This window comes from Streptomyces sp. NPDC005492 (assembly GCF_040605995.1).
In the GTDB taxonomy this organism is placed as follows: Bacteria; Actinomycetota; Actinomycetes; order Streptomycetales; family Streptomycetaceae; genus Streptomyces.
Genome location: NZ_JBEXDX010000029.1, coordinates 87,199 through 111,820, shown reverse-complemented (window position 1 = coordinate 111,820; position 24,622 = coordinate 87,199). Strand labels below are relative to the sequence as shown.

The following is a 24,622-nucleotide window of genomic DNA, read 5'->3' as shown; positions in this document are numbered from 1 at the left end:
GAGCTGGACGGGCTCGCCGCCACGCGACGCATCCGGGCCTCGGGGTGCACCGTGCCGATCCTGAGGCTTCGGCGCGACGCCAACCCGCTGCTCGAGAGCAGATCGTCACAAGTAGGACAGCATCCGAGTTCCTGGCGGAAGGGATCCCGTGTGACGTGGACACTGCCGGAGCCGATGCTGACCATTCCCGTGTCCGTACCCGATCTACGGCCTGGCTGTGCTGCGGAGCCGAAGCGGGACGGGTTCAGGGCGTTGGTCTCCGTCGACGCGGACCAGGTGGTGCTGCGCTCCAGACGCGGCACCGAAAGGTGCGGGCGGCGTCCGCGATGACGAAGGCGTCGCGGGCGCCGGTCTTGGCCTCGCCGGGGTAGAGGTCGGCGATACGGCGCATCGTGAGGCCGGGCAGGTAGGCGACGCGGCAGCCTGCGTCCCGGGCGACCGCCAGGGGCAGGGCACCTATGGAGGCGGGCTGGTCGACGACGACAAGGACGGTGCCGTGCTTGGCGGTGAGCTTGTCCAGCACGGCCAGCATCTCCTGAAGCTTGAACGAGCGGAATCCGCAGCTTCTGCGCGGGTGAGGGACGCATACCTCGGAGCGCCGCGCTGGCCCCGGCGGGCCACCCTGGAGTCCATGAGCACTGCACCGATCGTCGTGCACCGGGGCTAGGGGGTAGCCGCCGGAGCACTGTGCGGGGCAAAACCAGCGCTCCCTCTACCACGCCGCACGACGCATGGTCGCGGACACCCTAGGAGCGGAGGTGGGGGAGGACGCCCAGCTGCTGGAGGAATCCGAGCGTGTCCCTGTCCGACCACTTCTCCGCGAGCCTGCCGTTCTCAACGCGGTGGATCACGGTGCCAGTCATGGTCAGCTCCCTGCCGGTGGCGGGGATGCCCGGGAGATCCCCCTGGTGCACACCGCGGGCCGTCAGGCGGGTCACTACCTTGTCGCCCTCCGCGATCTGGACTTCGATCTCGTGCGTTCCCGGCGTGGCTTCCCAGAACAGACGGAACGCCTGTTTCAGGCCCTCTCGTCCGGGTGCGAGTCCAGGAAACGGCGGGGGCGAGTGGTCGACGTACCCTTCGACCACCAGATCGTCCAGGGCATCCAGATTGCCTTCGTCGATCTCACGGTAGAAGCGGCGAACCAGCCTCTTGTTCTCGTCAGTGGACACGGGGACCTCTCTGTGCGTTTGTGCGCATCGCCTGAGCGGGCTCCGTCGTATCCTCGTCCGCCCCCTCCTCGGACGCTGCCCCGGCACGCCGGAGCAGCGCAGACCTCGTCCGCCCGGCGGACGCCGCGCAGACAACCCCACCGGGCTGTTGCCGCCCGCACCCCTATCGCCCGACGCAAAGCCCCGGAAATCTCCGTCCCAGAGGTGAATGAGCTCCTTCGCCGCATGCCCTGAGAGGGGGCCCTGCGGTGAGGCCCTCAGCCACACGCCGTCCCCTCGAACCCGGCCTAAGCTGGCGGGACGTACCGGCCCGGACCCGTTTCACTGGTGAAGCGTAGGTATTCGAGGGTTGCAGTATTCGCCTGCAGGGTGAGCAGCCCCTCCGCTCGTATGGCGTCGGCGTTGTGCTTCCCCGCGCGTTCGCGCCCCGGGTGACCTGGTATCTGACTTGCCTCAGGGGCCGCGGTGTTCGTTGTTCCAGTAGGCGTTGGCCTCTGGCCTGCAGAGCGGAACCGCGTCCCCGTGGTTGCCACCACCGATGCACCCGGCCCAGGTTCTGGTCCAGTGCGCTTGCGTACGCGGTGATGAGCTCACGCTCCCTGCAGCCTTGGCGGCGGCAAGCAGAACCCCCTGCTGCCCATCCCGGCCTGCCAGACCAAGACCGGCGGCCACCCTGAGAAGTGGCCCCGGCGGGAGATCGTCGACGTCATCCGCTACATCGTCGACAACGGCGCGAAATGGCGGGCACTGCCTGCGGATTTCCCACCCTGGGAGACGGTTTACGGATTCTTCTGGAGGTGGAACCGGGCCGGGGTCGTCGCCTACATCCGTGACCAGCTCCGCCGCCGGATCCGTACCGGCAAGGGCCGCTGCCCCGCTCCCGTGACCCTGATCGTGGACTCCCAGTCGGTCAAGGGAGCCTCCACTGTCGGCAAGGACAGCTGGGGCTATGACGCCGCGAAAAAGATCAACGGCCGCAAGCGACATATCACGGTGGACACGCTCGGCCTGCCCGTGATGATCACGGTGACGCCCGCCGACATCCAGGACCGCGACGCCGCCCGCGACGTCTTCTGGCGCCTGCGCCTCACCCAGCCGCAGATCACCCAGATCTGGGCCGACCGCGGCTACGCCGGCGACCTCGTGGACTGGGCCCGCGAACGCCTCTGGCTGAGCCTGCGCATCGTCTCCCGTCCCAAAGGCGCCAAGGGTTTCGTCGTCCTGCCCCGTCGCTGGAAAGTCGAGCGCACGATCGGCTGGTGCATGAACGCCCGCCGCAACGCACGCGACTACGAACACTTGCCCCAGCACTCCGAAGTCCACCTGAACTGGGCACTCATCACCATGATGCCCCGGCGCCTCACCCGCAAGAGTCCCCGAACGAGTCAGTGGACCCGGAAGACGCCGACAGCTGGATGACGGTGGTCCTACTCGGCGCCGGCCTGCGACATGTCGTCCGTCCCGTGCTGGCGCCGCCTCTTATTGACCCAGTCGCTTCCACGGGCCGGACGGCTTTGAGTCCGACTTCGCCGGGCTCAACGACTACTTCGCGTCTGTGCGCGAGGCATTCGACGACCGGTCGATCCGGCGCGGCATCGTGGTGGCAGAAGGCGATCACCTGGCCTGCCAGACGTGGATCGACGGCACCTTCGCCCGTGAGTTCAGTCAGTCACCGGTCGCCCCGCTGGCGCCCAACGGCAAACGCGTCGTGTTCGACCTGATCAACATCTTCCGCTTCGACGACCGGGGACGCCTCATCGAGGATTGGGTACGCGTCGACAATCGCGGTCTCCTGCGCCAGCTAGGCGCCGAAGGAACCTCTTAGACGCCGTTTCTGATGGCGTGATCGTTCGTTGAGCAGTGCATGACGGATCTGATTGAGCGGTTGGTGCCGGACGAGTTCTAGACGCTGTTCCGGCGGGTGGTCCCGCCGACGGAGGTCATACGTCCGCAGGGCGGCGGGCGACGGCGGGCTGGTGACCGCGAATGCCTGGCGGCGATCATCTTCGTGGCCACCTCGGGCTGCACCTGGCGGCAGCTGCCTCCGGTGTTCGGGCCGGCCTGGCCCACCGTCTACCGGCGCTTCGCCCAGTGGAGCCAGGCCAGGGTGTGGGCCAGGCTCCACCGGGTCGTCCTCGACGAACCCGGTGCGCGGGGAGCGCTGGACTGGTCGCGGTGCGCGATCGATTCGGTCAGCGTCCGGGCGGCAAAAGGGGGCCTCTGACCGGACCGAATCCGACCGACCGTGGCAAGAGCGGATCGAAAATCCACCTCATCACCGACCGGAACGGCGTGCCGCTGTCGCTGGGCACCTCCGGCGCGAACATGCACGACAGCCTTGGCCTGCAGCCGCTGGTGCGCGGGATCCCGCCCATCCGCTCCCGCCGCGGAGCGCGCCGTCGGCGTCCTGCCAAGCTCCATGCCGACAAGGGCTACGACTACGACCACCTGCGGAAATGGCTTCGCGAGCATCGCATCCGCCACCGCATCGCCCGCAAGGGCATCGAGTCTTCCACCCGGCTGGGCCGACACCGCTGGGTCGTCGAAAGAACGGTCTCCTGGCAGGCTGCCGCCGCCTGCACCGCCGCTACGAGCGCAAGGCCGAACACTTCCTCGCCTTCGTCGGCATAGCCGCAGCCCTCATCGCCCATCGCCGCCTCGCCAAGTGGAACGACGTCTTAGCCACCACTGGTGCAGGAAGTCCGGGTCGGGGGGCGCCGCGCGGTCCAGGGGCTGTCCGTCGGTGCTCAGCCGGTCCCGGGTGGTGAGGTGGGGCGTTGCCCTGGTGGCCGTGCCGGAGAGGTGCGGGCAGGATTTCTGAGCCTGGTCTTTGCAGGCTTGGTAGAGCGCAGTTTGGAGCACCTGCCCTTCTGGGGTGGACCGCACTGCCCAACTACCCGGCCCTGCACAGCTCCCTGGCCGCCGCCACTGCCGCACCGCTCAGCCATGGCGCCCAGAACGCCCGCACCGCCCGCCGGACGCTGGCCGCCGTGCTCGCCGGCGAAGCGCCGCCCGAGCCGTGGATGGAGGAGGTCACCGTGCCGGACGAGCATGAGGACGAACAGCGCACCTGCACGAAACTCATCACGGCGATCGGCGACTACCGCCGCCACCACCGCGGCCCCAGGACCCCGCCGCCGGTGACCGCGTTGGTGACGCTGCGCTTGACCGGGTAGTCGTCGATGCCATCCATGGACAACACCAGCAGCCCCGCGAAGTCCTCGGAGGCGGGCACGTTCGGGTCGTACCAGGGGGCTTGGTCGGCGGCCGGGGTGGTGTAGGGCTCGTCCCCCAGCATCTCGGCCGTCAGCGTGGGGCACACGCATGTGCCGACGCTCGTCAGCGGTGACCCGACGCTGGCCAGGTACGCCTGGAGACGTACCCCGTTGCGATCTCGACCCCGCCGAGGGTGAAGTAGTCCAGCAGCGCCACGGGCCACCTCTTGGAGGAGTCTGGCGACCCGGCCCACAACCAGCGGCGCGAGGTCAGTGTAGGTGCGGCGGCTGCCCTCTCCGGCCGTCGCCCGCATGCGAACAGCCCAGATTCTGTCTCTGCGGTCAGCGTTGGGCTCAGATGATGATGGCCGCGAGGTGGCAGGCAACTCCGCTGGCCAAGCAGCGCCACGGTGTGGACGTGCAAGGCAGAGGCTGGCGGACTTGGCGCCGCTGTACTATCCCGGGATAGTGGAACCCCGTCACCTGGGAGTGCCCCGAGTAGCGACCTTGCGCGCTAGTTGACGATTATATAGTTGAGTCGGATGTGCAGTTCCGGGTCCCAGCCCACCCACCAGTGGACGGTTACTTTCCCGTCTTGCGGTGCGACGTTGTACACCGCCAGACCGGCAAGTCCAACGATTGGGGTGCCATTTGCGTCGACTTCGGTGATCGATACCGATACCTGGCTATCGGTCCTCACACCGTTGACATCATCGGTGGTTACCCGTGACCCTTGCCCATGGCAAGTCCACCCCTTCATGTCCCAGAAGATCGACGTTACGTTTCCGCCGATCCTGTCCAATTTTTCGGCGGGCTCGGAGTGCTTGTACTTCTCTGGAGCTGCTGGTCCACGCTCATCTCTGGTCGCTTGGAGAACGTGCGACATACCGGGTGATGCTGGTGCTATTATCTGGCGCGTTGACGGCCGGCTCTCCGATGTTGACATCTCATCTATTCCTTTCGGGAGGTGAATCACCCGGCATGACACATCATTTGCCTTCCGAAGCCGGGCCCTATCCCCCAATACCACCGTATCCCTTCATCTAGGACTTGTCCGGCTGATCATGTGCCCGCCGCTGAACGCCGGTCCTCTTCCTGAGGCGGCGGATCAGGTCGTCCAGCACGGTGTCTTTAGACGTCGTTTCACTTGGTGAGTCGGCGGTGGTTGATGAGGCTGGTGGCGATGGCGGTGAAGGCCAGGAAGTGTTCAGGCTTGCGTTCGTAGCGTCGGTGGAGGCGGCGGCATCCGCTGAGCCAGGACATGGTGCGTTCTACGACCCAGCGGTGTTGGCCCAGACGTTGTGAGTTCTCGACGCCGCGGCGGGCGATGCGAGGAATGATGTTCCGCTCGCGGAGCCATCGACGCAGGTAGGGATAGTCGTAGCCCTTGTCCCCGTGAAGTTTCACCGGCCGGCGGCGCCGTGGTCCGCGGGGGCTGCGGACGGGCGGGATCCCCATGATCAGCGGTTGGAGGGCCAGGCTGTCGTGGGTATTGGCGGCCGAGATGGCGACAGACACGGGCAGGCCGGCACGATCGACGACGAGGTGGATTTTCGATCCCAACTTGCCGCGGTCGGTCGGATTCGGTCCGGTCAGCTGCCCCCTTTGAGGGCGCGGACGCTGACGGAGTCAGCAGCGAATCGTGACCAGTCCAATCCCCCCTGAGCGCCGAGTTCGTCGAGGATGACGCGGTGCAGACGGGCCCAAACACGCTGCTGACTCCACCGCGCGAAACGTCGGTAGACGGTGGGCCAGGCCGGCCCGAACACCGGCGGCAACTGCCGCCAGGAGCACCCTGACGTGGCCACGAACACGATCGCGGTCAGGCATTCACGGTCCCCGGCCCGCCGACGGCCCCCGCCCTGCGGACGTACCACTACCGTCTCCGGCACCACCCGCCGAAACAGCTCCCACAACTCATCCGAGACCAGATGCTCAGCAAGACTCGTCATACCAACACAACGACTCTCCTCGCCAAAAGAAACGACGTCTAAGCCAGGCCAGCCCTCCCGGCTGATCTACCGGCCCCGCCGCGACGACGGCCGGGGCGATGGACGCAAGAGCTTCGCCTGGACCGACTACCGCGACCTGCTCATCACCGCCCACCCCCAGCTCGGCGGGCCGATCGTGTTGGTCTGGGAATGTGAGAATGACGGTGTGCCGTTCGAACCACGGTCTGGCTCGGTCTGGGACTGGCCTTGCTGTCCAGAGAGTTGATCTGCCGGCCGTGGTGCGAACGGCATGCCGACCCGGCGAACGGACGTCTCTCCATAGGGGCATCAATCTGAACACGCACGTCAGCCGCACCATGCACGAGCTGATCGCTGCCCGAGTATGGCTGACCGTCTACCAGCTGCCGCAGTACGCCCCCGAGTTCAACCCGGTCGAGGGCATGTCGTCGCTCCTGAAGAGGTCACTGGCCAACCTCAGCAAACACAGCCTCGACCAACTCACCGCACTGCTGAAGAAGCGACTGAAACGATTGCACTACCGTCCCCCGCCTCATCGAGGGCCTCATCGCGAAGACCGGGCTCGACCTCCAACCGCCGCAACCCCAGCCATTGAAGATCTCCAGAAGGGAACGGGGAATCACCGGGCGAGTCTTCACAGGCGGCTCCGTCAGGTCGATGCGCTGGACTCCGCGTCATCGGATGACCGTGACATGAAAGGCCACATCGAAGTTGGTCGATCGTCCAAGACGCCGGTTAGGATACGAGTGAGCATGTCACTCTTGAGGGAACGGTGGACCGGATGTCTCGTATGGCAGCGAAGGACCGGCGGGAAGAACTCATCGCTGCGGCGGTCCGTGTCATGGTCCGCGAAGGAGTCGCCAAGACGACGACACGCGCCGTCGTCAACGAGGCGAAGATGCCATTGGGTGTTTTTCACTACTGTTTCAGTTCACGTGAGGAGCTCCTTCAGGAAGTCATCACCCGCATCACGGACAGCGGTGTCGCCAAGGCGCGGAGCGTGTTCGAGGGAGAAGGTGACCTCGGCGCGCGTATCGCCAAGAGTCTGTACGCCTTCTGGGAGGCGGTCGAGCTCAATCCGGGAGAGCAGCAGGTGGGGTATGAACTCGTCCACTACGCGCTGCGCCAGGACGGTTTCGAGGACCTGGCTCGACGACAGTACGAGCATTACCTGGAAGTGCACGAGCAGCTCCTCGCGGAAGCTGCCGAAAGCGCGGGGATCCAGTGGACCGTGCCCATTCCCGTCCTGGCCCGTTACCTCAATTCGGTGCTGGACGGCGTCACACTGTGCTGGCTGGCCGACCGCAACAGCGAGCACACCCGCGAGGTGCTCCGCTTGACCGGCGAACACCTCTTGAGCCTCGCCGCCAAGGACGACTGATGATTTGATCACCCGCCTGAGTCCGGCTCGTACATGAGCCGCCTATGGACGCACCGCACACGGGTGCGTGCCCCTCCCGCCGATGGCGGCCACGGCAAGCGAGCGGGTGGGGTAGATGATGCGCGCCGGACCCCCCACCCTGGACTCCTTTTGTCGCTATGCGATCAGCGTGTCGCGTCAGTCGAACAAGTCGGGCTGTTCCGCGGTGATCTGGTCCCACAGCGGGCGGAACTGGAACCAGCCCGGCAGGGCGCCGGTGATCTGCCCCCGCACCATCCGTGCCGTCTCGGAGTCGATGAGCAGCGGCTCGCCGGCGGCCATGGCCAGTAGCTGGGCCTGGCATGAGCGTTCCATGGTGATGAAGTACCAGGCCGCCTCGGCCACGGAGGCCCCGACCGTGAGCAGTCCGTGGTTTTGCAGGATGACCGCCTTGGCGTCGCCCAGGGCCACACCGATCTTCCGGCCTTCCTCCGTGTCGTTGACGACCCCGCGGTAGTCCGAGTAGATGCCGTGGTCCTCGAAGAAGGCACAGGCGTCCTGGGTGATCGGGTCCAGCGGGACGCCGAGGCTGGAGAAGGCCTTGCCGTGCACGGAGTGGGTGTGCGCGGCCGCGACCACGTCGGGCCTGGCCCGGTGCACTTCGGAGTGGATACAGAAGGCGGCGGTGTTGACCGGCCGCTTGCCTTCCAGGAGTTTGCCGTCGTGGTCGACGAGGATGAGGTCGGAGACGCGTATCTGGCTGAACGACATGCCGAAGGGATTGACCCAGAAGGCCGACGAGTTCTCCGGGTCACGGGCCGTGATGTGTCCGGCCACGCCTTCGGAGAATCCGAACCGGGCGAACAGGCGGAAGGCGGCGGCGAGTTCCTGCTTGCGGACCTGACGCTCTTCCTCGACGCTCAGGTGCTGCTGGGGCATCGGCAGGGTGACGCCTTCGGGCATGGCGCCGACAGACGCGTGCGGGGCGGGTGTCGTGGTCATCGGGCTGGCCTTTCGTTGTCGCGTGGTCGATCGCACGGTCACTTGTTCCGGCGGCGCAGGCGGTTGCCGTACATGACATCCACCAGGCGCAGGATGGACCGGTAGGCCGAGGGGTCGAACGGAAGCATGTGAAGGTCGCGGCGCATCGGGAACCGGTTCACGCTGACGGCTTGGAGCCGGGTGTACTTGCGGATTCCTTCGGCGCCGTGCCGGACACCGAGGCCTGAGTCCTTCCAGCCGCCCATGGGCAGGCCGAGGGCCATGTAGTTGGTCTGGGCGTCGTTGATGGTGACGCAGCCGGCCTCGAGCTGCTCCGCGAGGTGCCGGGCGCGCTTCATGCTGGAGCTGATGATGGTGGCCTGCAGGCCGTAGGTGCTGTCGTTGACGAGCCGGACGGCCTCTTCTGCGCTTGCGACCTTCATGACGGGCAGCGTGGGGCCAAAGGTCTCCTCACGCATGCATTTCATGGTGTGGTCGACATCCACGAGCAGGGTGGGTTCGAAGAACCGGCCGGGGCCCGGTGCTGCGTGGCCTCCCGCGAGTACGCGTGCCCCTCGGCTCACGGCGTCCTCGACATGGTCCTCAATGATCGCCATCTGGGGCGGGAAGGTCATGGCGCCCACGTCGGCGCTGCCCAGCCCCGCCGGCCTGCCTGAGGTGACCTCCCGGAACCGTTCGCGCAGCCTGGCGACGAACGCGTCGTAGAGGGGCTCCTCCACATAGACCCGCTCCACGGACGTGCACATCTGGCCTCCGTTGCACAGGGCACCGTGCAGGGTGACGTTCACGGCTCGTTCCAGGGAGGCGTCGGCCAGCACGACCAGGGCGTCCTTGCCGCCGAGCTCGAGCGAGCAGGGGATGAGCCGCTCGCCCGCCCGCGCCGCGACGGCTCGCCCGGTCTTCGTCGATCCGGTGAACATCACGAAGTCGGCGGCGTCGACCAGAGCCTGGCCGGTGGCGCCGGCGCCGGTCACGACCTGGAACACGTCCTGGGGCCAGCCGCACTCACGGGTCATTCTCTCCATGAGCAGCGCGGTCAGCGGCGTGTACTCGGAGGGCTTGAGGACGACCGCGTTGCCTGCGGCCAGGGCGGGGATCGCGTCACCGAAGGAGTTGATCAACGGGTTGTTCCACGGACCGATGACGCCGACGACGCCGAGCGGTACGCGACGGGTGTACATGCTGCGCCCGAGCACGAACGGCGAGAGTGAGCGGATCTTCGTCTCGGCGAGGTGGTGCCGCGCGCGCTTGGCCCAGTAAGCGAAGGCGTTGACGCAGTAGACGATCTCCACGATCGCGTCCTCTTCCGCCTTGCCGTTCTCCGCGACGATGGAGTCCGTGATCTCCTGTCGGTGGGACAGCAGCCACTGACGGCCACGCGCGAAGAATTCCGCACGACTGCGGGAGCTCAGTTCCGCCCAACCCGGCTGCGCCCGCCGGGCTCGTGCGACCGCCTGCGCCACTTCTTCCGCCGACGCGTCCGTGACGCGGCCGACGACTTCTCCGGTGGCCGGATTGTCCACTGCTATGGGTGCGTCCACCCGGGCGCCACCTGGGCTGAGCGATCGAGTCTGAGCCACGGAAATCCTCCTGCCGGAACGTTGACTTCGGTTCGCCCAGAATGAGACGGTCACCCGTACAAGTCAAGTGTCTTGTACAAGCGTCCAACATTTAGGGACGCAAGGGCAACCGTCACCGAGGAGCAGCTGGAATGAAGCGGACGACGTCGGTCGCATTGAGCGGCTTCGGTGTTCCCGAGTCCCTGCGCTGGCATCAGGGAGCCCTGTGGTTCTCCGATCTCGCGCACGGCACGGTGCACCGTTGGGACGGCAGCGGAGAAGCCGAGACGGTGCTCAAGGTCCCCGGCCGGGCCGGCGGGCTCGGCTGGCTTCCGGACGGGCGCATGCTCGTCGCTTCCATGGACGGAGGCGTCGTGTACCGGCTGGAAGCAGACGGCGACCTCGTCGAGCACGCGGATCTGCGGCACCTTGTCGGCGGCCCGGTCAACGACATGCTCGTCGATCCGCTGGGACGCGCGTACGTCGGCAACTTCGGCTTCGATTACCACGCGTTCGCCCGCGAGCACGCGAACGCCATGCTCTACGCCCCGCCCGGGCCACCGAAAACGCCGATCGCATGCCTGGCCCCGGACGGGACCTTGCTGGGCGTGACGGAACCGGTGCTCTTCCCCAACGGATGTGTCCTCACGGCCGACGGCGCCACCATGGTCGCGGCCGAAACCCTCGCCATGCGACTCTCCGCCTTCCCCGTGCTCCCGGACGGCACTCTGGGCGGGCCCCGACCCTGGGCCCCGCTGATCTCACCGTTCCTGTGGCGTGCGGTGAACCACCCGGGACTGCTCGGCAGGATCACCCGGCGTGTCTCGGCACTCCTGGACCACCCGGCCATCGCCAAGCGCTCCGCCTCGCCGATCGCCCCCGACGGCATCGCCTGGCACAGCGACGGGGCAACGATGTGGATCGCGAACGCCCTGCGCGGCGAATGCGTGCGCGTGGCCGAGGGCGGCCGCGTCCTCGATCGCGTCGCGACCAGCCAGAACACCCTGAGCTGCCTGGTCGCAGGGCTCGACGGGCGCACCCTGTTCGCGGCGACCGTTCCGACCGACGATCCCGTGCGCGCCGCCGAGCTGAACAGCGGTCGCATCGAGATGTTTCGCCTGTGAATCCCTCGGTAACAACCAGGGCCGATTTCATATCGGACAGTTGACTTGGACAGACGACCAGGAGACTCTGTGGCCATGAGTGAAACGCCTCAAAACAGCCGGGTCCTTCTCGTCACCGGCGCGGCCTCCGGCATCGGCGCCGCGATCGCTGAGCTGGCGGTCGCACGCGGTCATCGTGTGATGCTGACCGATGTCAACGAGCAGGCCGTGCAAACCCGCGTGCTCAGCCTGGGCAGCCGGGCCGCCGGCTGCGTACTGGACATCCGCGATCCGGCAGCCTGGGCCAAGGCCTTCGAAGCGGCGGGGGCCGCGTTCGGTGCCGTCGATGTTCTGGTCAACAACGCGGGCATCACTCACACGGGCCACGCGCGAGACCTCAGTCCCCGGCAGCACCGCGACATCGTCGAGGTCAACCTGCTCGGCACCATCACGGGCACCTGCACGGCGATCGAACGGATGACCGCACAGGGCCGCGGCCACATCATCACCGTCTGCAGCATGACGGCATTCCTCCCGCTCCCCGGATACGCCACCTACTGCGGCTCGAAGTACGGGATGCGGGCCTTCCACCACAGCGTGGCCCTGGAGGAACGCGACGGGCCCCTGGACTTCACGATCATCCACCCTCCGTCCACGCGCACCGGCATGCTCGACCAGGAGATGGCCGACCCCGCTTGCGCCATCTCCTTCGCCGAGAAGTCGTACGCACCCGAGGAGATCGCCAAGACCGTCGTCGACGCGATCGTGTCCAAGCCGGTCGAGGTGGTGTTCCCGCCGCTGGGCGGTCGGGTCCAGCGGATCGCCGGTGTCTTCCCCCGCCTGATGAGGCGGGTGATTCCGCTCGCCGAGGCCAGGGGCAGGCGACACCGGGACCGCCTCATCGCCAAGGCGGGTACCCACCAGCCCGGCACGGCACGGCCTTCGGACCGGTCCACCCTCTGACCCTTGCTGTCTCCGGCCGCCGCTGACCAGGCCGGTCAACGTGAACTACCAAGAAAGGGTGCGGATGTGAGCGCACATGTGGAATCCCGGCCGGACGTGAAATCGGCCGCCTCTGCCCTCGCCGGCCTGAGCGAGGTCCGGATGGCCCAACTCAACCGGGCCACCGAGCACTTGGATCCGCCGTTCGCCGTGGTGGACCTGGACGCTTTCGACGCCAACGCCGAGGATCTGACGCGCCGGACGGGCGGGCTCGCCACCATCCGCGTGGCCAGCAAGTCGGTCCGCAGCCGCGAGTTGATCCAGCGTGCCGCCCAGCGGGAGGGCTACCACGGCATCCTCGCCTTCACTCTGCCCGAGGCCCTGTGGTTGGCAGAAGACCACGAGGACGTGGTCATCGGCTATCCGACCGCCGACCGCGCCGCGCTGCAGCGGCTCGCGAAGGACGAGCGTGCAGCCGCCCGCATCACCCTCGTGATCGACTCCGTCGGCCAACTGGACTTCATCGACAGTGTGGTGGGCGCTTCCCGGCCCGACCTGCGCGTGTGTATCGACCTGGACGCCGCGCTGGAACTGGCCGGCGGCCGCATCCACCTGGGCCCGTACCGCTCCCCCGTCCACTCCCCACGACAGGCCGCGGCGCTGGCCCGGGAGACCGAGGGCCGCCCAGGCTTCCGCCTGGCCGGAGTGATGTCCTACGAGGGCCAGATCGCCGGCCTCGGCGACAACCAGTCCGGCTCCCCGCTCAAGCGGGCAGCGCTCCGCGCCATGCAGCGCTTCTCCGCCCGCGAACTGGCCGCCCGGCGCGCCGCAGCCATCGCCGCCGTCGAGGCCGTCGCACCGCTGGAGTTCGTCAACGGCGGCGGCACCGGCTCCATCGAGCAGACCGCGTCCGAGCACGTCATCACCGAGATCGGCGCCGGATCAGGCCTGTACGGACCGGGCCTGTTCGACTTCTACCGGCGTTTCCGTCCGCGGCCTGCCGCCTACTTCGTCATGTCGGTCGTACGCCGGCCGACCGACAAGATCGCCACCGTGCTCGGGGGCGGCTGGGTCGCCTCCGGACCGACCGGTCATGACCGTCAGCCCACCCTGGCCTGGCCCCAGGGCCTGCGGATGAACCCCCTGGAAGGCGCGGGAGAGGTGCAGACGCCGGTACTCGGCACGGCAGCGCACGGACTGCGCCTCGGGGACCACGTGTGGTTCCGGCACGCCAAAGCCGGCGAACTGTGCGAGCGGGTGAACACCCTCCACCTGGTGTCCGGAAGCGAACACGTCGGCCAGGTCCTCACCTACCGGGGCGAAGGACACGCCTTCCTCTGACCACTCCCCCATCCGCGGCCCAGTCTCCCGGAGGCCCGATGCTCCCCGACTCCGACTCTCCCGCTCCAGCCCTTGCGGGCTCCGTCGGCCAGGCCATCGCCCATGGACCGGCCGAATCCGTCACACGTCGCTGGACCACCCTGTACGGCCTGGTCTGGTTCGGCTTCTGGATGGCGAATCTCGTCCCTCTCCAGCTTCTGCTCCCTCAGCAACTGGAGACGATCGACCCGTCCTCCAAGGTCTACGACTTCGCCGTGGTCAACGGTGTCTCCGGGCTGGTCGCGCTCATCGCCCTGCCCCTGTGCGGCGCCCTGTGCGACCGTTCCCGCAGCTCCTTCGGCCGACGCAGACTCTGGCTCGCAGCAGGCGCGATGGCCTTCGCCGTCGGGCTAATCGTCACCGGCGCACAGACGACCGTAACCGGTGTGGTGGTGGCGTGGGCTGCCAGCATGATCGGGCTCAGTGCAGCCACCGCCGGGCTCACCGCCGTCATCGCCGACCGGGTTCCCGAAAACCAGCGAGGCATGATCTCCAGCGCCATCTACGGTCCCCAGGCCCTCGGCGTGGTCGTCGGCATCGCCCTCGTGTCGGCCTTCGGGCTGTCTCCCATGTCCGGATTCGCAGTCATCGCGGCCCTGTTGATCGTCTGCATAGTGCCGTTCCTGACTGCTCATCGCGACATTGCCTTCAATGTCGCGACGCCGCTCAGCATCCGAGAACTGATCGCGTCCATAGGCAGCTCGCTCAGGAACCGGGAATTCGCCTGGGCCTTCGGCGGACGGCTCCTGGTGAACCTGGCGAACTCGCTGGGCACGTGTTACACGCTCTACTTCCTCACCGACGGCCTCAAGGTCTCCAATCCGGACGGCAGCCTGCTGGCCTGCACCGTGCTTTATCTTCTCGCCGGCCTTGTGGCCACGACGGCCGCCGGTGTGCTGTCCGACCGCCTCGGTCGACGACGGATCTTCGTCGCCCTGGCGGCGCTGCTCCAGGCGGCTTCCGGCTTCCTGCTGGCGAGCGCCCCAAGCCTCACCGTCATGATGGTGGCATCCGCTCTCATGGGTGGCGGCTTCGGTGCGTACATGGCCGTCGACCAGGCCTTGATCACTCAAGTTCTCCCCGATGCCGAGAGCCGGGCCAAGGACCTCGGCATCATGAACATCGGCTCGATCGTTCCCCCGGCACTCGCTCCGTTGATCGCCGGCGTGGTCATCAGTTCAGATCGCGGCTACCCGCTCCTGTTCGCCCTCGTAGGCGCGGCCGCAGCCGTCGGAGCGCTCCTTGTGTACCGCATCCGTTCCGTCCGCTAGACGCTCCAAAGGCCCCACGCCGATCTCACCGGGGAAGCAAGAGGACGTGGCACCTACGCGGACGCCTGGACCGAACCGGCGTTTCGCCAACAAGTACCTGCAATGAGTTCTGGGTGACTGACCCAGCCTTCCCCGACAGGTCAACCGAGAGGTGGTAACAGACATATGCACTCCGGACAGCCGACGCCGATGACAGACCTTCCAGCGCTTGATGACCTCATGGCTTTCGACGAGTTTTCGCGCGACTTCGTCGAGACCGCCCGAGAGCTGATACGCCGAGAGGGAACAGGACTTCTCAAGGGCCCGGAAAACAGCCTCGTCGTCCTGCGCAACAAGGACGTCAGGGCACTGGCGGCGAACCCGGCCGTGGGCAACATGCCGGCGGATGTTCTGTTCTGGATGGCGACCGAGATGGATCTCGGCTCCGGGCCCGGGGTGAAGCCGGACCCGGAGCAGACCGCAGGCTTCGGGCAGTTCCTGCGGAATCAGGTGTTCACGTCCAATCCCCCCTTGCATCAGCCAAGCCGCAACATCCTCGTCCGGCAGCTGATGCCAAAGAAGATCACGCGTTTCGCCCCTGCCGCGCAGCGTCTCGCAGAGGAACTCGTCAAAGAGTGCGCAGGACGGGAGCAGATCGACTTCTCCCATGAGTTCGCCGGACGGTTCGTCACCCGCTTCTGGGCCGAGCAACTCGGCCTGAGCAGGGACCAAGCGGCACACGTCCAAGACCTCATTGAGGAGATGAACCTGACCTTCCTGCTCTCCCGCTCCCCCGAGCAGTCACAGCGGATGTTCTCCGCTGTGGCGACCTACATGGACGTGGTCGGGGAAGCGGTCCGGCAAGCCTGGGCCAAGAAGGACAACGAGTTGCTCCTCGGCATGGCGGCCGACCTCGCCGCGATCGACCTCGAGGGCGAGCCGGAGGACATCGGTACGCTGGTGGCCGCGAACTTCTTCGACGGCTTCCACACGGTTGGCGTGGCGATCGTGAACGTCGTCTACCGCTTGGTGAGCGATGAAGCGGCGCATGCACAGGTCCGGGCCGACCAGGCACTGGTCGCCAACGCGTTCTTCGAGGGCACCCGACTGGAGTCGCCGCTGATGGTCAGTCAGCGGCTGGCCTTGCAGGACGTCGAGCACCAGGGTGTACTCATCCCCGCCGGTACTCCCATCGTCATGGTCTGGGCCGCGGCAAACCGTGACCCCGAGGTGTTCACCGACCCCGACAGTTACCAGCTGACCCGGCCGATCCTGCACGGCACGACCTTCGGTGGCGGCGGCCACCTGTGTCCGGGCAGGAACGTGGCCCGGATGCTCACCGAGACCGTCGTGACCGCGCTGACCGCACCCGATATCGACATCGCGCTGGCCGGGGACGAGCCCGCGTGGGTGCCTCACTCGCTGATGCGGCACATGACGGCACTCCCCCTCACCCTCCGCCGGGTGAACAAGTGAGCACCGTGGTCATCGTCGGCGCGGGTCAGGCAGGCTCGGAACTGGCCGTGGCACTCCGGCAGACCGGCTTCGGCGACCGCATCGTCCTGGTCGGGGCCGAACGCCACCTGCCCTACCAGCGGCCGCCCCTGTCCAAAGCGTTCTTGCGCGGCACGGTCGAACAGGACGCACTGCGGACTCGCCCCGTGGACGCCTACACCAACGCCGGTATCGAGGTCGAACTCGACACTTCAGCGGTCGGGATCGACCGCCAGACACGATCCGTCACCCTGGCCGACGGACGCAAGCTGCGCTACGACAAGTTGGCCCTCACCACCGGTGGCAGTCCGCGTCCTCTCCGATTCGGCTCCGACCACATCACGGGCAGGACTCTGCACCACCTCGACGACGCGCTTTCGCTACGGCAGGAACTCCGCTCCGGTGGCACGATCCTGATCGTCGGCGGCGGATTCATCGGCCTTGAGACGGCGGCCGCCGCGACTGACATGGGGATCGCGGTGACGCTGGTAGAAGCCCAATCGCGAGTCCTGGCCCGAGCATGCTCACCGGCCGTCTCCGCCTTCGTCGAACGCGAACACCGCACTCACGGCGTCGACCTGCGCACAGGCACGTCCGTCCGCAGCGTCGCCCGGCGCGACGGAACCCTCCTTGCGGAGCTCAGCGACAACACCGTGGTCAGAGCCGACCTGATCCTGACCGGCGTGGGGATCGCTCCGAACGACACCCTCGCCGCCACCGCGGGACTGGCAGTCGACGACGGTGTCCTGGTCGACGCCGCAACCAGAACCGAGGACCCCGACATCGTCGCCGCGGGCGACTGCACACGACAGTGGCACGGTTTCCTCGGCCGCAGCGTGCGCCTCGAGTCCGTTCAGAACGCCACTGACCAGGCCAGAATCGCGGCCCGGACCCTGTGCGGGAAGTCGACCGAACGCTTTACGGCGCCCTGGTTCTGGTCCGATCAGTACGACCACAAACTCCAGATGGCCGGCCTCCCGCAGGCGGGCGACACAGCTGTCGTCCGCGGCGACCCGTCATCGCACTCCTTCACAGTGGTGTATCTGCGTGACGGCGTGATCACCGGCCTGCACGCTGTCAACCGGCCGCGGGATTTCGCGGTCGGTCGGCGGCTCGTCACGGCGCGGGCCGCCATGGCCCGAGGTGAAGCCGTCTCGGAAGACGTCCCCCTGTCCGAATTGATGAAGCAACACCAGTCCACCGTAGAAAGGCGTGCCTGACATGCCAGTGATCAGGTTCATCGAGGCCGACGGAACAACACACCCCGTGGAGGCCGCCGTCGGCCAGAGCCTCAAGCAAGCAGCGCTTGACCATCTCGTGCCCGGCATCATCGGCGACTGCGGCGGCTGTGCTTCCTGCGGAACCTGCCACGCCTACATCGACGAGAAGTTCCTGCCGGTCCTCCCTCCGGCTGATGAAAACGAGGACATGATCCTCGAGGGGGTACCGGCGCCACGCACCTCCAACAGCCGCCTCACCTGCCAAGTCCCCGTGACAGCCGAAATGGCCGGGATGGAAGTACACATTCCAGAGACCCAGTTCTAGGGACGGATCACGTCGCGAGTGGCAGGGTGGCTCGGCCAGCCGGTGGCGGGCCCTTTGGTCGCCGGGGTCGGGGCGCGCTTGATGATCGCCTGCTTTCCAGGCTGTTGAGGTGGCGGGTGACATGGGGCCCGACGACCTGCATACGGGTGGCGATCTCGCCGACCGGCAAGTGAGTCCGCCGCGGCGGCCGTCGGCGCGTTCACTGGGTGTGTCGTCCGGTTCGTCGACGGGGGTGGCGAAGGCCGTGTCCGGCTGACGCACCGTCGTCATGGCGGGAGAGACCAGCGGAGCCGCCTCCGGAACGTCGAAACCGGGCACCGCGAGGGCGTCGGTCCCGGGATCCGCGGCTCGTCGACGACCCGGAGCGTGCCGAAGGCATGGCGGTCGGACTGTTGGGCCACCGCGGCAGGACCAAGGTCGCCTCACACGCACCCCCCGACTCAGTGTTCCGTCCGGCCCGGACTGCCCCGGACCCGTGCGTCCGCACGAAGTTCCGCCACGCCATGGGCAGTTGAGGAAAGAACACCAGCCCCCCTTCGGTCGGGCGTCCCACCCGTAACGGCGAAGACTGAGGACTGTCGAGCGGCCGGTTCCGGACGAGGCGCGGGGGTTGTTCAAGCCCCTGCTTCGCCCCGGGCGGCGAGCGCGGTCATGTCGGCGAGGGTGTGCGGATCGTCGTCAGGCGTGGGGTGACCCAGTCCGCGAAGGGCAGGTCGTCAACATCAGGGAGGGCCCACACCGCCGAGCCACCCTCCTTTTCATCCCATGTATTTCTCCAACTCCCCTCTCTGTTCGCACCATTGACAGCGACCCAACTCCCCTCAATCATCAGACATCCGATGAATTGGAGCCGCTCATGGGTACGTATCCGAGACGTCAGGTCCTTGGCACTGCGGCCGGAGTCGCCGCCGTAGCAGCCTTTCCTCTCACCTCAGCCACCGCCGCACACGCCACCGAACCCCTCACCGAAGACGCCGGGCCGTGGGCTGCCGTCCCCGACCCCGTCCCTGTCCCCCTCGACTCCCTCTACGACAACGACGGCATCGACACCACCTCCGCACGCGGCGGTGACTTCGACGGCTCGGGCTACACCTTCCCGGGCGAGGAACTTCCCGCCGGCCGTGTCGAAGTCGACGGCACGCCCTTCGTCTTCCCGACCTCGGACACCGGCGCGAAAAACAACGTCGTCGCACTCGGACAACGCATCGAACTGCCCACGGGCCGCTACCTCTCGGCCCTCTTCCTCACAGCGGGCAGTTACGGCAACGCCGCCGGCAAAGCCACGATCCACTACGCGGACGGCTCGACCACGGCCGCCACCCTCGGCGGATCCGACTGGTACGCCACGGGCGGATCCCTTTCAGCGCCCTACCGCTACGGACCGGACGGCACCAAGGACGAACACCGCGTAGGGATCGGCACATCCGAGCTGTGGCTCGACCCGCAGCGCGACGCAGTAGCGATCACCCTTCCGGTAACCAACCCGGCACAGGCCAACAAGGCGTCGCTCCATGTGTTCGCGCTGTCCCTGCAACCCGCCGCTCGGGGACGCGCACTGGCCGTGCGCGAGGCCCGGTCGACGAACTCGCTCCTGGAGTCGTCCGGCGCCCAGAGCGTGGAAGCCACCGTCGTCAACGCGGGGACGGTCGCCATCCTGGCCGCGGACGACGTGACGGTGCACGTCGAGGTTCCGGGAGCACGCACCGTCGAGGCCGCTCGGATCCGCCGCCTGGACCCTGGCGAACAGGCTCGTATCCGCATAGGCATCCGCAACCGTGCCGGCACCGCGCCGGGCACGGCCCAGGACGGCTCGGTAACCGTCACCGGACGCGGAAGCCAAGTCGACTCGCGGACAAGCCGGTTGACCCTCGGCGTCGCAAACTACCAGCCCACCGAGACTTCCCTGGCCGGCCACCAGGCTCCGTACTGGTTCCAGAGCGCCAAGTTCGGCATCTTCATCCACTGGGGCGTCTACTCGGTACCCGCCTGGGCGCCGGTCGGCAAGCAGTACGCCGAGTGGTACTGGGATCAGATACAGGACCCGAACAACCCGACGTACACCTACCACCGGGACACCTACGGCGAGGACTTCGCGTACGACGACTTCATTCCGCGTTTCACCGCCGAGAAGTTCGATCCGCGGGCCTGGGTGGAACTGTTCAGGGACGCGGGCGCCCAGTACCACGTGCTCACCTCGAAGCACCACGAGGGCTTCGCACTGTGGGACACCAAGGTCTCCGACCGCAACGCCGTGAAGATGGGCCCCAAGAGGGACCTGGTCAAAGAACTCTTCGAGGCGTCACGCCGCCACACGCCCGAACTCCACCGCGGGCTCTACTTCTCCATGCCGGAGTGGTTCAACCCGGACAACCCGTGGATGGGCCACGCCCCGCGCAACCCGTACACCCTTCAGCCCGTGCCGTACACCGGATACACCGCGGGTAAGGACTATGTGACGGAGTATCAGGCCGCGCAGATGCTGGAACTGATCCACGGCTACGACCCCGCACTCATCTGGTGCGACATCGGCGGCGCCAACGACAGCCTCCATGTGCTGACGGAGTACTTCAACCACGCCAAGAACCGCCGCCGCCCGATCGACGTGACCGTCAACGACCGTTCGGGGATCGCCTTCCACGACTTCACCACGCCCGAATACACGACGTACGACAACACCGTCGTCGCCAAGTGGGAGTCCAGCCGCGGCCTCGACCCGTTCAGCTACGGCTACAACCAGGCAACCCCCGACGACGGCTACATGACGACCGAAGAAGTCGTGCACAACCTCGTCGACATCGTGTCGAAGAACGGCAACTTCCTTCTCGACATCGGCCCCCGGGCCGACGGCACGATCCCCGAGATCATGCAGACCCGGCTCCGCGAGACGGGCCGCTGGCTGCGCACCAACGGAGAGGCGATCTACGGCACCACGTACTGGTCCCGGATGGCCGAACTGGGCGAGGACCTGCGGTTCACCGTCCGCCCGGACGAGGCCTTCTACATCCACTCCCTGGCCAAGCCGAGCGCCAAACTCACCGTCGAAGCGCCGATCCCCATCCGTAGCGGCGACAAGGTGACGATGCTCGGCCACGGCCGCCCCCTGACCTGGACCCTCAGCAACGGGGCGCTGGTGATCGACGTCCCCGAGGCCGCGCGCAAGACGGGGCAGCACGCGTGGGTGTTCAAAGTGCACTGGCGCGCCTGAGAGCCGACGGACGCCCTGAGCCGACCGGGGTGGAGCAGAAGTGTTCCCACTCGAGGGTGAGGTGGTGTCCCAGTGCTCCTCGAAGTCGCCGTTTCCCTTCACGCGCTTTCGCTCCACCCCGGTCGGCCGGAGGACTGACCTCTGCACGGCCCGGCAGATTCGCTCTCTCTGTGCCCTCAGCTGCCGGTGCAGATTCCGGAATCACTGGATGACAGAACACGGTTGGCACCGCATGGAGGAAATCTTCAGTTACCAATGCAGACATCGAGGAGACGCGTGAGCAGCTCCCGCAGCTCGCGGGCCGTGGCGTCGTCGAGTTCGCCGACGACCTCGACGACGGTGCTGGCCGGGTGGAACGGAGGGTGAGGTTCAGGGGGCTCATGGAGAGGGGCTTCACTCCTGTGGCTGGACCTGGCTACTTGTCGGTCACCAGCCGGAGGGCAAGGTCGTGGGCCGCGGCGCTGGTCAGGTCTCCGACGAAAGGCCCGACGATTTCGAAACGACCGCCGGTGATCGAGGAGGTCACGTAGGGGTTGCCCCACAACTTGCCGTCGATGACGATGGCGAACCCGTTGCGCGGGGCCGTGGCCTCGGCGATGGAGCCGGTGAGGGCGGCAAAACGGGTCCGATCAGCGGAGTTGAGGGTTACTTCAACCTGCCAGGTGCCGTCACTGCTGCTTTCGACGGCCTGCGCGGAGGCGACACGTACGTCGGTCATACCCCTGGCCCGGTCGGCCTGGATGCAGTACGCCGGGTGGGTCGCACTCGCCTGCACGGTGTAGCCGCCGTTGGTGTGGGTGCAGGCATGCTCCGAGGACGAAGTGACTGGCAGGATGGAGATGAGGGCCACTTTCTTGGTGTTTTCCGTACCCTCCGCCGCGGGCTGAACCACGTGCGTGTGCTGGGCTGCGCCGTCCGCGACGGCAGCTCCGGCGGTGGCGAGCACGGCGACGGCGGCGACGCCGGCCCCGACGCGGGCCAGCCGTTTACGCCGTCGGGCGACCTGCAATGCGCCGTCGGCCAGACCGACAAGACACCGACCGGCGGCATCAGCGCCGCTGTCCTGGACATGGGCCTGCAGGACATCGTGCAGCAACGTTTCGTGCAGCGGGTGTTCAGCCGAATCATTCATGCGATGACGCCCCTTCCTTGGGAAGCGGTAGAGGGAGAGGCGGCCGACGGCCCTGCCTCGGTCAAGGTGGCGCGGAGGGAGGCGAGAGCCTTGTGGGTCTGACTGCGAACCGTCCCTTGGGCAACGCCCAGAATCGCTGCGATCTCGTTGTCCGGCCGGTCCTCGAAGTAACGCAGCACGATCACGGCGCGCTGGCGCTTGGGCAACCGTCGCAGGGCAGCCATGATGTCCTGCCGCTGGACCACAGTGTCAGCCCAGTCGGTGACCTGCGCTGACGGCTGGTCCGGCAGGGTGGCGGTGAGCATCTCCCGGCCCCAGCTGAGCAGTCGGAAGCGGTCCACGTGGGCGTGATAGATCGCCCGGCGCACATAGTTCTCCGGCTGCTGCCGGTCGCGCAGCTTCGGCCAACGCCGGGCGGTGGAGGCCAGCGCACCCTGGAGCAGGTCACGGCCCTGCTCCCAGTCCCCGGTCAGCAGGTAGGCCGTGTGCAGCAGCGATCTCGACCGCGCCGCCACGAACTCGCGAAACTCGCGTTCATCGTCGGCATTCAATGTGCCCTCCCTCGTCATCCTGTAAAGACGGGTGCCGAAGGGGGTTCGACTGCCTTGGTGGTCAGACTTTCTCGACCACGATGCTGCGAGGTTCCGCGAGCGGGGTGTCGTGGCGGTTCATCCGGCCTGGCCCTGGAGGGGGGCTCAGCGCACGGCATCGATCACACTCGTACGCGCGAGCAGTATGGGAGTCCCAGATGCACAGGCACAGGCGGCCGTACGGCTCGCCGCCGATCTCGACGGCCTGCCCCATGCCGCTGCCCGGTTCACGGAAGTAGCCTTCGATGTCGTTGTCAGCGATGAACCCGTCGCAGGGCGGGATGGTTGCTGCGGTAAGTCGGGGGCCAGGATCGCGGCCAGGGCGTTCTCGCGGGCGTAGTGGCGGCTTTGGTCTCCAGGGGTTGGTCGTTGTAGCTGGCGTTGTCGCCGCGGCGCAGCAGGACCGTGGGAGCCGGCTTGCCGGCACCGGGAACGAGGCACGATTCCTGAACCGCTCGCGGACGCAGTCATGGACGGTCGAAGTACGCCTCAGCCGACCCGAAGTCCGACCGCCAGGGTCAGTTCAAGGACCCGGTGTGGCGATGCGAGATCCGGAAACAGCTCCCGCAGCTGCGACATCCGGTACCGGACCGTCTGGGGATGGACGAACAACTCCGCCGCCACCTCCTCCCTCCGGCCCTGGTGCAGCAGCCACGCCCGCAACGTCTCCTCCAGCCGCCGTGCGGTCGGGACAGGCAAGGTCCGCAACGGTGCGAGGGCTCGGGCACGCAGGTCTGCGAACGCGTCCGCGTCGGCGCTCAGCACCAGCTCGGGCAGGTGGTCCTCGGTGTCGCGGATATCGGAGGAGAGGGATCGCGCGCGTACGGCTCGCGCGTACGAGGCGGACGCACGAGTCCATGGCCGAGCCGGGCCGACCACGGCGGTGCGGTCGATCAGCTGCCGCAAGAGACGTGATCGGTCGGCATCGGGGACGAGCAGCACCCCGGTGGCGTCCGGCAGATCGTCGAGGACGAGGGTGCTCGGGTCGAGCGTGCGGTAGGCAGGCCGGGCCTCGGCGGTGGGCAGCAGAACCGCGGTCAGCGAAACCGGAGGCTGCCGCCCGGCCCGTTGAGCAGAGGCCAGCAGCACGTCCGGGCTCGCGCCGGCGAGGAGGTCGCGGGCCAGGTGTTCCAGGTGGCGCTCATGGGCCCGACCCCGGGCGGCCAGTTCATCGGCGTGGCCCGCGGCGCTCGCGGCGGAGAGCTCGTCGATGTAGGCGAAGGTCAGCTCGGCGAACTTGGCGACCTCGGCGGCGGGCAGCCCTGCGGGTACGGCACCCGCTGCCAGGCATCGCCAGGCCACGCGGGCGCCGACGCGGTAGGCGCTGAGGAGGGCGTCCATCGAACGGCCGTCGCGCACCTCGCCGCGGCCCAGCTCGTAGGCTGCGTCACCGGCGTCGCCGCCTGTGGCGTTGCCGCTCGCGAGGTCCAGGTAGTGCCCCAGGGCGGTGCGAACAGCTCGGCGGATGGTGCCGCCCATGTGGCCCGAAAGGGCGTTGGCGTAGGGAGGGACCTCGTCGATGATCGCCTGGACGACCTCGTCGGCGGTGGTCTTCAGCGCGGCCCGAAGTGCGGTGACCGTCGTCTCGTCCAGGACCAGTTCGCTGGCCCTCTGGATTGCATGACTCACGTTTTTGTTCCCTGCGAACAATTCAGTCGACCAGATTCACGTCCTGCGGTCAGGACTTTACGCCTTGAGGCGCA

At 67.4% G+C, this 24,622-nt stretch carries 17 protein-coding genes and 6 pseudogenes; 14 read left to right on the top strand and 9 right to left on the bottom strand.

Features of this window, described 5'->3' with window-relative positions; translation table 11 throughout:
* Nucleotides 1-307: 307 nt before the first annotated feature.
* Together ABZT04_RS31360 and ABZT04_RS31355 are read right to left on the bottom strand one after the other, a co-directional pair.
* Nucleotides 308-535, bottom strand: a pseudogene (locus ABZT04_RS31360) (transposase); the annotation flags it as partial.
* Between the two features lie 211 nt (nt 536-746).
* Complete coding sequence (locus ABZT04_RS31355; RefSeq protein WP_356060345.1) at nt 747-1,172, bottom strand: ester cyclase; 426 nt, start codon at nt 1,170-1,172, stop codon at nt 747-749.
* A 630-nt stretch (nt 1,173-1,802) separates the two neighbouring features.
* Between ABZT04_RS31355 and ABZT04_RS31350 the strand changes: the two are divergent.
* The 3 pseudogenes from ABZT04_RS31350 to ABZT04_RS31340 all read left to right on the top strand — a co-directional run.
* A pseudogene (locus ABZT04_RS31350) lies at nt 1,803-2,658 on the top strand (IS5 family transposase).
* An 18-nt stretch (nt 2,659-2,676) separates the two neighbouring features.
* Nucleotides 2,677-2,997, top strand: a pseudogene (locus tag ABZT04_RS31345) (ester cyclase); the annotation flags it as partial.
* An 84-nt stretch (nt 2,998-3,081) separates the two neighbouring features.
* A pseudogene (locus ABZT04_RS31340) lies at nt 3,082-3,832 on the top strand (IS5 family transposase); the annotation flags it as partial.
* A 440-nt stretch (nt 3,833-4,272) separates the two neighbouring features.
* On the opposite strand, the gene ABZT04_RS31335 reads toward ABZT04_RS31340, so the two are convergent.
* On the bottom strand, nt 4,273-4,494 hold the full coding sequence (locus ABZT04_RS31335; protein ID WP_356060344.1) for a hypothetical protein: 222 nt from the start codon (nt 4,492-4,494) through the stop codon (nt 4,273-4,275).
* 1,036 nt (nt 4,495-5,530) lie between these two features.
* Nucleotides 5,531-6,339 (bottom strand): IS5 family transposase gene (locus ABZT04_RS31330; protein WP_356060343.1). Its coding sequence is split into 2 segments (ribosomal slippage): nt 5,531-5,989 and nt 5,992-6,339, totalling 807 coding nucleotides; the frame shifts between segments, so codons are not numbered across the junction.
* Between ABZT04_RS31330 and ABZT04_RS31325 the strand changes: the two are divergent.
* The 3 genes and pseudogenes from ABZT04_RS31325 to ABZT04_RS31315 form a co-directional block, all read left to right on the top strand.
* Nucleotides 6,338-6,529 (top strand): annotated as a pseudogene (locus ABZT04_RS31325) (IS630 family transposase); the annotation flags it as partial. The gene ABZT04_RS31330 and the pseudogene ABZT04_RS31325 sit on opposite strands and share 2 nt — an antisense overlap.
* Nucleotides 6,438-6,767: pseudogene (locus ABZT04_RS31320) on the top strand (hypothetical protein); the annotation flags it as partial. The pseudogenes ABZT04_RS31325 and ABZT04_RS31320, both read left to right, overlap by 92 nt.
* Before the next feature lie 380 nt (nt 6,768-7,147).
* A complete protein-coding gene (locus ABZT04_RS31315; RefSeq protein WP_356060342.1) occupies nt 7,148-7,738 on the top strand; it encodes a TetR/AcrR family transcriptional regulator in 591 nt (196 codons plus the stop codon).
* A gap of 177 nt (nt 7,739-7,915) precedes the next feature.
* On the opposite strand, the gene ABZT04_RS31310 is transcribed toward ABZT04_RS31315, so the two are convergent.
* Nucleotides 7,916-8,719, bottom strand: a complete 804-nt coding sequence (locus ABZT04_RS31310) for a class II aldolase/adducin family protein (protein ID WP_356060341.1) — start codon at nt 8,717-8,719, stop codon at nt 7,916-7,918.
* A 38-nt stretch (nt 8,720-8,757) separates the two neighbouring features.
* Entirely contained in the window at nt 8,758-10,299 is a 1,542-nt protein-coding gene (locus ABZT04_RS31305) for an aldehyde dehydrogenase family protein (RefSeq protein WP_356060340.1), read from the bottom strand.
* A gap of 131 nt (nt 10,300-10,430) precedes the next feature.
* Between ABZT04_RS31305 and ABZT04_RS31300 the strand changes: the two genes are divergently transcribed.
* From ABZT04_RS31300 to ABZT04_RS31265, 8 genes are all read left to right on the top strand, one after another.
* Nucleotides 10,431-11,402, top strand: coding sequence for an SMP-30/gluconolactonase/LRE family protein (locus ABZT04_RS31300; RefSeq protein WP_356060339.1), 972 nt, complete (start codon nt 10,431-10,433; stop codon nt 11,400-11,402).
* Nucleotides 11,403-11,477: 75 nt separating this feature from the next.
* A complete protein-coding gene (locus ABZT04_RS31295; RefSeq protein WP_356060338.1) occupies nt 11,478-12,344 on the top strand; it encodes an SDR family NAD(P)-dependent oxidoreductase in 867 nt (288 codons plus the stop codon).
* Nucleotides 12,345-12,485: 141 nt separating this feature from the next.
* A complete protein-coding gene (locus tag ABZT04_RS31290) occupies nt 12,486-13,664 on the top strand; it encodes an amino acid deaminase/aldolase (protein ID WP_356060350.1) in 1,179 nt (392 codons plus the stop codon).
* Nucleotides 13,665-13,702: 38 nt separating this feature from the next.
* The gene (locus ABZT04_RS31285) at nt 13,703-14,974 is read left to right on the top strand and encodes an MFS transporter (protein WP_356060337.1); all 1,272 of its coding nucleotides are present in this window, start codon (nt 13,703-13,705) and stop codon (nt 14,972-14,974) included.
* 165 nt (nt 14,975-15,139) lie between these two features.
* Nucleotides 15,140-16,429, top strand: coding sequence for a cytochrome P450 (locus ABZT04_RS31280; protein ID WP_356060336.1), 1,290 nt, complete (start codon nt 15,140-15,142; stop codon nt 16,427-16,429).
* Entirely contained in the window at nt 16,426-17,667 is a 1,242-nt protein-coding gene (locus tag ABZT04_RS31275) for an FAD-dependent oxidoreductase (protein WP_356060335.1), read from the top strand. Before ABZT04_RS31280 ends, ABZT04_RS31275 begins: the two co-directional genes overlap by 4 nt.
* 1 nt (nt 17,668) lies before the next feature.
* Nucleotides 17,669-17,992 (top strand): 2Fe-2S iron-sulfur cluster-binding protein, encoded by a 324-nt coding sequence (locus tag ABZT04_RS31270; RefSeq protein WP_356060334.1) that lies wholly within the window; start codon nt 17,669-17,671, stop codon nt 17,990-17,992.
* An 856-nt stretch (nt 17,993-18,848) separates the two neighbouring features.
* Entirely contained in the window at nt 18,849-21,197 is a 2,349-nt protein-coding gene (locus tag ABZT04_RS31265) for an alpha-L-fucosidase (RefSeq protein ID WP_356060333.1), read from the top strand.
* A gap of 415 nt (nt 21,198-21,612) precedes the next feature.
* Here ABZT04_RS31265 and ABZT04_RS31260 read toward each other — a convergent pair whose 3' ends face one another.
* The 3 genes from ABZT04_RS31260 to ABZT04_RS31250 form a co-directional block, all read right to left on the bottom strand.
* Nucleotides 21,613-22,293, bottom strand: coding sequence for a hypothetical protein (locus ABZT04_RS31260; RefSeq protein ID WP_356060332.1), 681 nt, complete (start codon nt 22,291-22,293; stop codon nt 21,613-21,615).
* Nucleotides 22,294-22,325: 32 nt separating this feature from the next.
* Nucleotides 22,326-22,880 (bottom strand): SigE family RNA polymerase sigma factor, encoded by a 555-nt coding sequence (locus ABZT04_RS31255; RefSeq protein WP_356060331.1) that lies wholly within the window; start codon nt 22,878-22,880, stop codon nt 22,326-22,328.
* A 528-nt stretch (nt 22,881-23,408) separates the two neighbouring features.
* Entirely contained in the window at nt 23,409-24,548 is a 1,140-nt protein-coding gene (locus tag ABZT04_RS31250; RefSeq protein WP_356060330.1) for a helix-turn-helix domain-containing protein, read from the bottom strand.
* Between the last annotated feature and the right edge of the window lie 74 nt (nt 24,549-24,622).